This is a genomic window from Tunturiibacter gelidiferens, from assembly GCF_014201335.1.
In the GTDB taxonomy this organism is placed as follows: domain Bacteria; phylum Acidobacteriota; class Terriglobia; order Terriglobales; family Acidobacteriaceae; genus Edaphobacter; species Edaphobacter lichenicola_E.
In genome coordinates this window covers 155,029-167,215 of record NZ_JACHEB010000013.1, presented here as the reverse complement: position 1 = coordinate 167,215, position 12,187 = coordinate 155,029, and the positions used below count along the sequence as shown (strand labels likewise).

10 protein-coding genes are annotated in these 12,187 nt (G+C 59.3%); 8 read left to right on the top strand and 2 right to left on the bottom strand.

From position 1 onward, the window contains the following. Positions 1-9 precede the first annotated feature (9 nt). From uraD to hmgA, 8 genes are all read left to right on the top strand, one after another. Positions 10-525: a 2-oxo-4-hydroxy-4-carboxy-5-ureidoimidazoline decarboxylase gene (uraD, locus tag HDF14_RS22815; RefSeq protein ID WP_183981060.1), complete on the top strand. Its 516-nt coding sequence runs from the start codon at positions 10-12 to the stop codon at positions 523-525. Between the two features lie 2 nt (positions 526-527). Continuing rightward, on the top strand, positions 528-866 hold the full coding sequence (gene uraH / locus HDF14_RS22810; RefSeq protein ID WP_183981059.1) for a hydroxyisourate hydrolase: 339 nt from the start codon (positions 528-530) through the stop codon (positions 864-866). 4 nt (positions 867-870) lie between these two features. Beyond that, on the top strand, positions 871-1,719 hold the full coding sequence (gene pucL, locus HDF14_RS22805) for a factor-independent urate hydroxylase (RefSeq protein ID WP_183981058.1): 849 nt from the start codon (positions 871-873) through the stop codon (positions 1,717-1,719). A gap of 19 nt (positions 1,720-1,738) precedes the next feature. Beyond that, entirely contained in the window at positions 1,739-2,989 is a 1,251-nt protein-coding gene (locus tag HDF14_RS22800; RefSeq protein ID WP_183981057.1) for an allantoate amidohydrolase, read from the top strand. Continuing rightward, positions 2,982-3,716 (top strand): (S)-ureidoglycine aminohydrolase, encoded by a 735-nt coding sequence (gene allE, locus HDF14_RS22795; RefSeq protein WP_183981056.1) that lies wholly within the window; start codon positions 2,982-2,984, stop codon positions 3,714-3,716. The genes HDF14_RS22800 and allE overlap by 8 nt, the downstream gene beginning before the upstream one ends. A 50-nt stretch (positions 3,717-3,766) precedes the next feature. Next, complete coding sequence (locus HDF14_RS22790) at positions 3,767-5,026, top strand: M20 family metallo-hydrolase (RefSeq protein WP_260698508.1); 1,260 nt, start codon at positions 3,767-3,769, stop codon at positions 5,024-5,026. Positions 5,027-5,039: 13 nt separating this feature from the next. After that, on the top strand, positions 5,040-6,476 hold the full coding sequence (locus HDF14_RS22785; protein ID WP_183981054.1) for an NAD-dependent succinate-semialdehyde dehydrogenase: 1,437 nt from the start codon (positions 5,040-5,042) through the stop codon (positions 6,474-6,476). Between the two features lie 114 nt (positions 6,477-6,590). Then, positions 6,591-7,883 carry a homogentisate 1,2-dioxygenase gene (gene hmgA, locus HDF14_RS22780; protein ID WP_183981053.1) on the top strand — a complete coding sequence of 431 codons (1,293 nt, stop codon included), beginning with the start codon at positions 6,591-6,593 and terminating at the stop codon, positions 7,881-7,883. A 70-nt stretch (positions 7,884-7,953) separates the two neighbouring features. On the opposite strand, the gene HDF14_RS22775 is transcribed toward hmgA, so the two are convergent. Together HDF14_RS22775 and HDF14_RS22770 are read right to left on the bottom strand one after the other, a co-directional pair. Continuing rightward, entirely contained in the window at positions 7,954-10,914 is a 2,961-nt protein-coding gene (locus HDF14_RS22775; protein ID WP_183981052.1) for a TonB-dependent receptor, read from the bottom strand. 43 nt (positions 10,915-10,957) lie between these two features. After that, on the bottom strand, positions 10,958-12,130 hold the full coding sequence (locus tag HDF14_RS22770) for a DUF5666 domain-containing protein (RefSeq protein WP_260698507.1): 1,173 nt from the start codon (positions 12,128-12,130) through the stop codon (positions 10,958-10,960). Positions 12,131-12,187: the final 57 nt, after the last annotated feature.

The following is a 12,187-nucleotide window of genomic DNA, read 5'->3' as shown; positions in this document are numbered from 1 at the left end:
CAGACACGCATGAACAAAGTTCTGGCCCGATGGAACTCACTCGATCTCGTCGCCGCCGCCCGCGAAGCTCTTCCCTGCTGCGGCTCCCAGGCATGGGCAACTGCACTAGCCTCCGCGCGTCCGATCGAAGACGAACACTCGCTCCTCGAAACATCCTCTTCCCTCTGGCATAACCTCCCTGAAGAGTCATGGCGAGAGGCTTTCGACAGCCATCCGCGCATCGGTCAAAATCACGCACAGACTCACGCAACCGAAGAGTCACTACGCTGGTCGACACAGGAGCAGCGCGCAGCGCTCACGAAAGATGAAGCCGCTAAACGAGCGCTCGAAGACGCAAACCGTCGCTACGAAGAACGATTCGGCCGAATCTTCATCGTGTGCGCTTCGGGCAAAACTTCAGCAGAGATCCTCGTCATTCTGGAAGCGCGAATGCAAAACGACGATGCAACCGAACTTCGTGAAGCAGCCGAACAACAACGCCAGATCACACAGCTTCGCCTTCACCGCTGGTTGGAGTCAGAGTAATCATGGGCATCTCCACGCACATTCTCGACACATCACTAGGTAGGCCCGCCGCGGGTGTTCCAGTCACTCTTGCTCGCATGACTGACGAAGAGTGGTCCACACTCAACGAAGCAACCACCGACGCAGACGGTCGCTGCAAACACCTCCTACCCGAAACCGACGTCCTGCGACCAGGCATCTATCGTGTTCACTTTGACACTCTCGCCCACTACAAACAACATCAGCTGGACGGCCTTTATCCCTACGTAGAAATTGTCTTCACGGTATCCGAGTGCGAGCAGCATTACCATATCCCTCTGCTCCTGACCGCGAACGGCTACACAACTTATCGAGGAAGCTGACCCGATGATCGAGCTAGCCGAAAATCTTTACGGAAAATCCCGCGTCCGCTTGATGAAGGTAACCCGTTACTCCCATGGCTACGAGCTGCGCGAGTGGACCGTTCAGGTGCTACTGAAGGGAGACTTCGACTCCGCCCATCTCGACGGCGACAACAGCAAAATTCTGCCGACAGATACGATGAAGAACACCGTCTACTCTCTCGCTCGAACCTCCAAAGCAACCTCGATGGAGGACTACGCCAAAGAGCTCGTTGACTTCCTGTTAGGGCGCAATCCGCAGGTCTCATCCGCTTCAGTCCGCATCGAAAGCACTATGTGGAAACACCTGACGGTCGACGGCGAACCCCATCCCAGCGCCTTTATGCGCGGCAGCGACGAAGTTCAAACAGCCAGCATTGAGCGGGCTCAGAGCGGAGGCTTTCACATCCTCTCTGGCCTCGACAATCTCGTCCTGCTCAAGACCGCTCACTCCAGCTTCGAAGGCTACATCAAGGACTCGCTCACCACTCTGCCCGAGACCAAAGATCGACTCTTCGGAACCGCAGTCCGCGCCGAGTGGCAATACATCTCCACTGACCTCGACTTCGAAACCGTCCGCACAAAAGTTCGAGAGACAATGCTCCGCACCTTCGCCAATCACGACAGCAAATCCGTGCAACAAACTCTCTACGCGATGGCCGCAAGCGCGCTCGAAGACGTACACGAAATCGACGAGATCGAAATCACTATGCCGAACAAACACTGCCTCCTCGTCGATCTCTCCCGCTTCGGCCAGGACAATCCCAACGAGATCTTCGTTCCCACCGACGAGCCGCACGGATACATCGAGGCTCGCGTTCGCCGCAAATCCTGAATATAAACAATAAGTACCTATGCCAGTAGCAAATATAGATCGCGCCACTCGGATCATCTCCCGCTGCCGGGAGATTGCCGCATTCACCGAAGTCCCAGGCGAGATCACACGCCGTTTCCTGACCACTCCGATGCACGCTGTCCACAAGTTGCTTCGCCAGTGGATGGAGGCAGCCAAAATGACGGTCCGAATTGATGCCATCGGCAACATCCGCGGACTATTGCAATCTTCCCGTTCCGATGCACCACGCATCATCATCGGGTCGCATCTGGATACCGTCCCCAACGCCGGAGCCTTCGACGGTATCCTCGGCGTCATCCTTGGTATCGCCGTTATCGAAGAGCTGCAGGGGCGCCAACTACCATTCTCGATCGAAGTCATCGGCTTTTCAGAAGAGGAAGGCGTCCGCTTCAGTAAGCCGTTCCTCGGCAGCCTCGCAGTTGTCGGAGGATTGGACGACGAAGCACTGCAGCGCACAGATCAAGATGGTGTGAGCCTCACCAACGCGATCACGCACTACGGTCTCGATCCTGCGCATCTTCCCGCCGCAGTTTTATCCGAAGATGTCTTCGCATACCTCGAGTTTCATATCGAACAGGGCCCCGTACTCGAGAGTGAAGATACCCCACTAGGAGTAGTCGACGCTCTCGTCGGCCAGACCCGAATGCACTTCATCTTTGACGGCCAGGCCAACCACGCAGGCACTACGCCCATGCACTTGCGACACGACGCGATGGCCGCAGCCGCAAAATGGATCGTAGCCGTCGAAGAGCACGCTATCTCTCGCAAAGGCCTCGTCGCAACCGTCGGCAAGCTGGAAGTTTCACCTGGCGCTGGAAACGTGATCGCCGGAAGAGTGAAGACGTCGCTCGATGTGCGCCACGCTCAGGACGAGACGCGCCATGCGGCCGTGTCTGCACTGATTGACAGCGCAACCTCATTCGCGGCCGAACGCGGGGTGAAGATCACAACTCATATCGAGATGGATCAACCCGCCGTCCCGCTCGATCCGCATCTGACGACCCGACTGCACAACGCCGCCTCGAAACTTGGCTTCCCCAATCGGAGAATGACCAGTGGCGCCGGCCACGATGCGATGATTCTCGCACCAATCATCCCCTCCGCCATGCTCTTCCTTCGCAGCCCCGGAGGTCTCAGCCATCATCCCGACGAAGCCGTGCTTCCACAGGACGTAGAGGCCGCCCTCGCAACCGCAATGGAGTTCCTCGCACAATTGAGCGAAGATAAAACCAAGGACGACCATGCATAACCTGGGACACACTCGCAGCACCAATCAGCGCGATCATCTTCTCCACACGCCGGACACCTTCGTCCGCACCGTGCTGCCAGGCATGGAGCGCGCCACCGCCGTCGTTCACATCTCACCCGCAGGCGGCGCAGCCTTCACCCAGTACACCGCAGAGCTCGAGCCCGGCGGCAAGCTCGGACCAACCTCCAACCAGCGTTTTATCTATGCGCTCGAAGGCGCAGCCGATCTCGCAACCGACACCAGCTTCCACACGCTGATCCCCGGCGGATTTGCTTACATCCCCGAAGACGCCGCACACACCCTCACCGCACAGCAATCCACCCGACTCGTAGTCATCGAAAAGCCCTATGAAACAATCGCATCTGCTCCTGCACCGGAGACCTTCGTAGGCCACGAAGACAAAACACTCTCGGTCCCGCTCAACGATGACCCCGACCTTCAGGTTCGCAGCCTACTTCCCGGCTCGCCATCCTTCGACTTCGCCGTCAACACGATGACCTACCAACCCGGCGCAGCGCTCAGCATGGTCGAGGTCCACATCATGGAGCACGGCCTGTTGATGCTCGAAGGCGGCGGCATCTACCGCCTCGGCGACAGCTGGTACCCGGTCACCGCAGGCGACTTCATCTGGATGGGGCCCTACTGCCCACAATGGTTCGGCGCCATCGGAAAACGCCCCGCCAAATATCTCATCTACAAAGATTGGAACCGTCACCCACTGGCCTGAACTCCGCGGCAGATCCGAAACGAACTCCACGCAACCCGAGGCGAAAAGTTTTGACACACCAGATCCACATCGATCAGACGCGGCTGATAAGCGAACTCCAAACCCTCGCCACCTTCACCGACGCCGAGCCCGTGAGTAACGGCACCGCCGTCACCCGCATCGTCTTCTCCGCCGACGACCTCCGCGCCCGCGCCTGGCTGAAAGAATTAGCCACCGCTGAAGGCTTCGAAGTCCGCGACGACGCCGTAGGCAACATCTTCATCCGCTGGCCGGGAACACAGCCGGAACTACCCGCCGTCGCCACCGGATCACACACCGATGCCATCCCTCACGCCGGCATGTACGACGGCACCGTTGGAGTCCTCGGCGGCCTCGAAGCCATGCGCGCGCTTAAACGCAGTGGCCTGCACCCCCGTCGCTCCATCGAGCTCGTCATGTTCACCTCCGAAGAGCCCACCCGCTTCGGCATTGGCTGTCTCGGCAGCAGACTCATCTCCGGAACGCTCGACCCAATCCGCGCCGACGCAATGCAGGACAAAGATGAAGCGACACTAGCCGCCGTCCGAACCGACGCAGGCTTCTCCGGTTCACTCGCCTCGGTGCAACTCCCATCGAACCACTACCACGCCTGGATCGAACTCCACATCGAGCAAGGCCCTCTCCTCGAGCGAGAAGGTATCCCGGTCGGCATCGTCACCAGCATCGCCGCCCCCGCTGGCTATCGCTTCACTATCACTGGCTTCGGCGGCCACGCCGGAGCGCTCCTGATGCCCGACCGCAAAGACGCTCTCTGCGCCGCCGCCGAACTCATTCTCTCCGTCGAAAAACACGCCCTTGCCACCGGAACCATTGACACCGTCGCCACCATCGGCACCTGCGACGTACATCCCGGCGCGGTCAACAGCGTCCCCAGCCGGGTCATCCTGCAACTCGACATCCGCGACACCGACCCCGCCCGCCGCGAATCCGTCATGCAAGCCGTCCGTCGAGACTACGAAGACCTCCGTCAGCGCCGCAAAGTCACAATCACCGAAGAGCTAGTCAACGCCGATGCCCCAGCGCAGTCTTCGCCCCACATCGTCAAACTCCTCGAGGAGACCTGCGTCGCCAAAAAAATCCCCTACAAAAAGATGGTCAGCCGCGCCTATCACGACTCCCTCTTCATGGCCCGCATCGCACCTATCGGCATGATCTTCATCCCGTGCCGCAACGGCGTAAGCCACAAACCGGACGAATACGCCTCCCCGTCGGATACCACTCTAGGGGTACAGGTGCTTGCCTCGGCCCTTGCTAAACTAGCGTCGGAGTAACTCTGTATTCAGCATGGCCATCGAATCGATCAATCCCGCCACTGGAAAGCTGTTACGCAGCTTCGACCCCCTCACCGACGAAGCCGCGCGCCAGAAGATCGCTCTCGCCGCCGAATCGTTTCCCACTTACTCCCAGGTGCCGCTCGAGCATCGCTCTCTTTGGATGCGCAAGCTAGCGTTCCTTCTCGAACACGAGGTCGACGACCTCTCCACACTCATTACCCAGGAGATGGGCAAGCCTATCGAGGCCGCGCACTTCGAAATCCTCAAATGCGCCGGCGTCTGCCGTTACTACGCCGAGCACGCCGCCCGCATCCTCGCGCCCGAGTCCATCCCCACCGACGACAACTACAGCTACGTGCGTTGGGATCCGATCGGCGTCGTTTTAGCCGTCATGCCATGGAACTTCCCCTTCTGGCAGGTCTTCCGCTTCCTCGCTCCCGCACTGATGGCCGGCAACGTCGCTCTGCTCAAACATGCCGGAAATGTCCCTCAGTGTGCTCTCGCCATCGAATCCCTCGTGCGTCGAGCCGGCTTCTCACGCGGCGCCTTCCAGAGCCTCCTCCTCGAAATTCATCAGGTCGAAATAGTCCTCGGCGACGAGCGCATCGCCGCCGTCACCGTCACAGGCAGCGAGACCGCCGGTCGAGCCATCGGCGCACAGGCCGGCTGGCTTATCAAAAAATCCGTCCTCGAACTCGGCGGCAGCGATCCCTTCATCGTCATGCCCTCGGCCGATCTCGACACAGCCGTCGAAATCGCCGTCCGCGCCCGGTGCGTCAACAGCGGACAATCCTGCATCGCAGCCAAACGCTTCATCGTCGCCGACGAGATCTACGACGTCTTCGAATCCCGCTTCGTCGCAGGCATGGAAGCCATGCGCGTCGGCGATCCCATGAAAGAGGACACCGACATCGGTCCTCTCGCGACCGTCCGCGCCCTCGAACTTCTCGAAGCGCAGGTGACCGCAGCCACACACGCCGGCGCACGCATCCTCACCGGCGGCGAACGCATGCTCGGCACCGGCAACTACTTCGAACCCACCGTCCTCACCGGCGTTCCACGCACCTCTGCCGTCTATTGCGAAGAGCTCTTCGGCCCCGTCGCCATGCTCTTCCGCGCGAAGGACGTCAACGAGGCCATCGAGATCGCCAACGACACGCCCTTCGGCCTCAGCGCCTCCGTATGGACTCGCGAGCCCGCCGAACAACAGCGCTTTATCTCCGAGCTGCAGTGCGGCGGCGTCTTCCTCAACGCAATCGTCGCCAGCGACCCACGCCTTCCCTTCGGCGGCATCAAGCGCTCCGGTTACGGCCGCGAACTCTCCGCAGCGGGCATGCGCGAGTTCCTCAACGCAAAAACCGTCGTCATCTCCGCAGCCACCTCCACCAACGAGCCCGCCAGCAAACCCTATCTGGTCGACACCGCCGACCCCTCCCTCACCCGGTAGCTCTCTCAACACGAAACGCCTGTTTTCGGCTAAGCTTCTGTGTCGTCAAGAAGCCTTCTTCGCTCGTCTCGAAGCAAACATCAACCCGAGATATTTTCTACCAAGAGGATCATCATGCCCCAACTCAAGTACTTCAGCGGCTTCGGCAATGAGTTCGCCACCGAGGCACACCCCGGTGCCCTCCCAGTCGGTCAGAACAGCCCGCAAAAGGCCCCGCTCGGCCTTTACACCGAGCAACTCAGCGGCAGCCCCTTCACCGCGCCTCGCCTGCTCAATCGCCGCACTTGGACCTACCGCATCCGTCCCTCCGTCATGCACAAACCCTACGAGCGCATCGCAAACGCCATGGTCCGCTCCACCCCCTTCAACGAAGTCGAGACGACCCCAAGCCAACTCCGCTGGGATCCCCTCCCCCTCCCCACCACCCCAACCGACTTCATCGACGGCCTCACGACCCTTGCCGGCAACGGCGACCTCACCATGCACTCCGGCGTCGCCATCCACATCTACGCCGCGACCAAAAGCATGACAGACCGCTTCTTCTACTCCGCCGACGGCGAGCTTCTCTTCGTCCCTCAACTCGGCCGCCTCACGCTCCACACCGAACTCGGCATCCTCGACATCAATCCCGGCGAAATCGCACTCGTCCCGCGCGGCATCAAGTTCCGCGTCGAGCTCCTCGACCCCCAAGCCCGCGGCTATCTCCTCGAAAACTACGGTGCCCACTTTCGCCTACCCGAACTCGGCGCCATCGGCGCTAACGGCCTCGCCAACAGCCGCGACTTTCACACCCCCCACGCCGCCTACGACGACCGCGACAACGGAACCTTCCAGGTCGTCGCGAAGTTCCAGGGCAATCTTTGGGCCACCGACTTCGACCACTCCCCGCTCGACGTCGTCGCCTGGCACGGCAACTACGCGCCCTGCAAATACGATCTCGCGCGCTTCAACTGCATCAACTCCGTCAATTTTGACCACCCCGACCCCTCCATCTACACCGTCCTCACCTCGCCCAGCGAGATCCCCGGCACCGCCAACGTCGACTTCGCCATCTTCCCCCCACGCTGGCTCGTCGCCGAGCACACCTTCCGCCCACCCTGGTTCCATCGCAACTTCATGAACGAGTTCATGGGGCTCGTCAAAGGCGAGTACGACGCCAAGGCCGAGGGCTTCGTTCCCGGCGGAGCCAGCCTGCACAACTGCATGAGCGGTCACGGACCCGACGCCGAAACCTTCGACCGCGCCAGCAAAGCCGAACTCAAGCCAGTCAAACTCGAAGGCACCCTCGCCTTCATGTTCGAAACCCGCTTCGTCTGCCGCCCCACAAAGTTCGCGATGGACACCGCCGCTCGCCAGCACGAGTACTACACCTGCTGGCAAACCCTGAAGAAGAACTTCAAACCGTAAAACTCCTCCAAGACAAACATCACAGGCGCGACCTTAGTGCTCGGTTGCGCCTGTGCTGTCTTCCTTCGAACTAGAAATTGAACGAAGCCTGCAGCGTAATTCGGCGCACAGCAGTTGCAGAGCTGAAGGGCCCCGCCGCCAGCGTAGTGTACTGTCCAAATCGCGGCGAACTCAAAACGCTTGTAGGCGTTCCAAAAGGAACGACGTTGAACAGGTTGAAAGCCTGCGCCCCAAGCGTGAAAGTATACTTATGTCCCGAGCTGGCTCCCTGAGGCCCAAATCCCCCTCGAACACCGCCTGGCCCACCAGCCCGGAGACCACCACCGCCCTGACCGCCGCCGCCCGAACCGTTGTTACGCCCCGAGCCGCTTCCCTGCGTAGAGTTCGCAGCTGCGCCAGCCCGCTCCCCAAATCCAAACACACGCGAAGCACGAAGATTGAACGTGAAGTTGGTAGGTCCGTCGCAGTAGTTGATCGGCACCGGTGTCAAACTGCCAGTCTGCGTAGAGCTGAAGTCAGACGCAAGTCTGCAGCGTCCGCTATCACCATTCTCAAAGAAAGGCCGTTGATTATAGATCGACGTATTGAAAGGGTCTTGCCCGGTCGTGAGGTTATAAGGCGTTCCCGACTGCGCAATCACGAACGGGCTCGCGGAGAACCCATAAGGAAGCTGCCAGCTCCCGCCCACCACCGCGAAGCTCGCATGCGCAAACGACGCGCGTCCATAGTCCACCTTCGTGTCCGTGTTGCTGGTCGGAAAGAAAGACGCTCCCGACGTATTGGCATCCGCTAGGTTCAACGAATAAAAGCCAAACAACGTCAGCTTCTTCAACCGCGCACTCCCATTGATCAGCAGTTGATTTTCTTTATAGACGCCGCCAGATTGAAACTGTTGATCGAAGCCATTGGCAACGATGAAGTTCCTGCTCAGATACTGATGATCGCCCCGCGCATAAAGGTAGTTCACCGACATCGTGGCCGCACGCCCAAGCTGCTGATCGAACCCTACTGCCTCCTGCATCGTGTACGAACTGCGTATCCCGTCGCCGAGTCCGTAAGTCGTAATCTTGTTCGACGTCGGACTCCCGCAACTGCTCGGGCTATCCGGCGTGCAGACACTCCCCGGATTAAGAACCGTCGAGGTGATCTGATTGAACCCGTTCTCCTGCAACGTCGTCAGGTAGTTCGCCAGCGTAAATCGATCGTAAAAGATTCCAAATCCCCCCCGCAGCACCGTCGTGGGCGATTTGCCGCCGCCCCGTGGAATCCCATAAGCAAACGACAGCCGCGGCGCAAAATCATGCGCACTACTTATAACGTTCTGCGCCTCCAGCCGAAGACCGTAGGTAATCGTAAGGTTTCCCTTCGGCTTCCAGTCATCCTCCGCATACAACCCCACATCCGTCACGCGCCCGTCTACCGTAAGCTTGTTGATCGCCGTCACCGCATACTGCCCCGGCAGCCCGCACTGGTACGACGAGATGCCCGCATTCGCCGAATCGCATGGTGTCGTCACACCCTTAGCGCAATTGCTCGGTCTCTTGATGCTCGGATTCGGATCCGTGCAGGGGTCCAACAGGAACGAGTAAGTAAACGTCCCGTTCGATCCAGCATTCGAGGAGAGTGATTCATCCGTCGTCCTCACCCGTCCACCAAACCGAATGAAGTTTTTCGTTGTCGCGATCGAACTGTAGTTCTGAAACTCAAGATGAGTGCTGGTACTCTGCTGCGTCCCCAGGCTCGATCCACCCGACGTAAAAATTCCCTGCACAGAAGCTGTCGGATCAGTGCTCAACGGATCCTGCGTAGAGTAGTCCCGTTGATATTCGAACCGCGTCTCATTGATCACGCGCGGGCTCAGAATCTGCGTATCGCTGATCTGAACCGTATTCTCTGTCGCCTCCGTGTTGTAACCCGCCGTAGGCAGATTCGTGTTCCCGATGCCGTTATTGTTTTGTCCATTGACGTAATACTGGTAGCGCACCGTCAACGTGTTCTTCTCTCCCAGCGCAAAATCAACGCGGGGAGCTACATCACTTCGCGTCTGCGGATGCGACACCGCACGCGCCGCCTCAGGATAAGAAGAAAAATACGAGCAGGAGGAGATCGTCGCTACGCCAGGCGGACAAGGTGTCGTTGCATCCGCCGAAGCCGCATAGAAGCCGCTCGGATTGACAATATTGTTGTCCTGAATCGTCCGATGCGACCCTCCCACCGTAAACGAAGCGAACCGATTAATCGGCCCGCTCACACTCCCCAGAATGAAGGTCGTGTAATACGGTGGCTGTGTATTCGAGGCCCCCAAAAACGGGTTCGACGTATTGAACACATTATCCCCACCCTGCACGCTGATGTTGCCGTGAAATTTATCCGTACCCGGCTTCGTAAAAACCTCAACGCGCCCATAGCCAAGCTTGTCATACTGCGCCGAAAAGGGATTTTGATTGATGCGAATCTCGCGAATGGAAGACTTCGGCGGAAGCTGTCCGCCGGTAAAACCATCCACGTAAATCTGACCTCCATTCGGGCCCGCAGCCGGCCCCGCCAACGCAGTCAACTCCGAAGACAGCTCATCAGGATCATCCGACAGCGCATCCAGATCCTTCCCCTTAATGACCGTACTACTCGCATTGCTGTCGGAGTCCACGCTCACCTGCGCACCCTGCGAGTTGACGTTGACTTCCTGCTTCTCCTCCTCGATCGCCATCTTTGCATCGAGCGTCAAATTCTGTCCCGCCGTGACCTTCACCCCCAGCTTCACGAACGACGCGAACCCCTGCATCGTCACCGTCATCGAGTAGGTTCCCGCAGCAATCCCGCGCAGAGTATAAGTTCCGTCGCTCTGCGACTGCGTAACCAAAGCCTTCCCCGAGGCAGGAGTAAGCGTCACAGTCGCCCCTGGAATCACAGCACTTTCAGGATCCGCCACCGTTCCATGCACAATAGCGCCTACCTGCTGCGACCGCGCAACCACCGGGCTAAATGCGATGAGAAAAAACAAAACAACCTTCAGAACTGCACGAAATGACATTACCGCTCCTCAAACTTTTCTATCGTTCCACCACGGACCCCGGCTACTGCGCGCCGGAGTCACCCCCACCAAGGCTCCACGGAGACAGCGTCAACGCCGGCCCCCCACTGGGCGTTGCCGCAAGAATAGGTTCTACTCCAGACAGCAACGTCACACATGTAATCGTGCTGCTCGTCGAATCCGGTTGTGACGCGACGATCATCACCGCATCTCCCGTCTTCAGATCAGCAACCGTCTGATTCGGCAACCGGCTCACCAGTTGAGACAGATCCGCTCCAGCAGAGCGCCCCGAACCACCCGTTCGTTCCGCAGGCGAACCACCGGTCTGGCCAGCAGCGTGTGACTCCTCACCCGCCTCCGATGCCCCGCCCTTCGCCCGCGCCGCAAACCTCGCCGCAGCCTGCGCTGGCAGCGCCTTCAGGTTCGAGTTATCAGTAATCAGCACCGTCACTGTCTTCTTCGTGGCGAGATCCTTCAGCGTCACCGTCCCCTTGGCCGCGTCAATCGATGAGATCAGCCCCGCCAAGTTCTTAAACGAACCACTGACAATCTCTTCGGCCTGAATCGACGATCCATCGTCAGACTTCGCTCCCCGTACCCGCAGCTGATCTCCCGCCTGAATCTGCGCCAAAGTTCCCGGCTTCGCATCTTCAAACTTCACTGAGTCGCCCGCATATCGCCGAAACTTCGTCGTACTCGACGTATTCACTACCAGCTTCTTCGCGCCGACCGACACGGTCACCGCACCGCTGCCAGCATCCACCGAGTTCACGATGCCACCTGTCCCGCGCTTCTGCCAGTCTCCCTGCTCTGCTTCGTGCTTCTGTGCAATATCTGACGATTTCATCAGAATCACGCGCGACGCTGTAAACCCGGCGCCATCAACGGCCTTACCACTCACCAGTACACGATCCCCTACCGCGATATCCGCCAGACCAATCGTCTGTGCCGTCTTTAAATCGGTACTACCCGGAGCCAGTTGCAGAACCCGCGCACCATCCGCCACGCTTACAACAACCTCCTGCCCCGCATCGGTCGTCAGGGTCAGACTACCTCCCGCCACCGCCTTCACCGTGCCGATCTGACGCGCAGCCGCAGGTGCGGAAGCCGTTGGAGTCTGCGCCACCGAGACACCACAACAGGCAAACAATGCCACCATCGGGGAAATCACGGCACCCAATACCGCCGCCCCAAAAAACTGAGTGATCTTAAACATGTCACTTCCTCTAGCCCGAATACGTCACGTTCTCGTCGGTCGCTTGGAATTTACTCA

Bases quoted from the DNA above. Each gene is read 5' to 3' on its own strand.
- hmgA (WP_183981053.1), top strand. From the start codon at position 6,591: ATGCCCCAACTCAAGTACTTCAGCGGCTTCGGCAATGAGTTCGCCACC.
- pucL (WP_183981058.1), top strand. From the start codon at position 871: ATGATCGAGCTAGCCGAAAATCTTTACGGAAAATCCCGCGTCCGCTTG.
- HDF14_RS22775 (WP_183981052.1), bottom strand. From the start codon at position 10,914: ATGTCATTTCGTGCAGTTCTGAAGGTTGTTTTGTTTTTTCTCATCGCA.
- HDF14_RS22785 (WP_183981054.1), top strand. From the start codon at position 5,040: ATGGCCATCGAATCGATCAATCCCGCCACTGGAAAGCTGTTACGCAGC.
- HDF14_RS22800 (WP_183981057.1), top strand. From the start codon at position 1,739: ATGCCAGTAGCAAATATAGATCGCGCCACTCGGATCATCTCCCGCTGC.
- uraH (WP_183981059.1), top strand. From the start codon at position 528: ATGGGCATCTCCACGCACATTCTCGACACATCACTAGGTAGGCCCGCC.
- uraD (WP_183981060.1), top strand. From the start codon at position 10: ATGAACAAAGTTCTGGCCCGATGGAACTCACTCGATCTCGTCGCCGCC.
- HDF14_RS22770 (WP_260698507.1), bottom strand. From the start codon at position 12,130: ATGTTTAAGATCACTCAGTTTTTTGGGGCGGCGGTATTGGGTGCCGTG.
- allE (WP_183981056.1), top strand. From the start codon at position 2,982: ATGCATAACCTGGGACACACTCGCAGCACCAATCAGCGCGATCATCTT.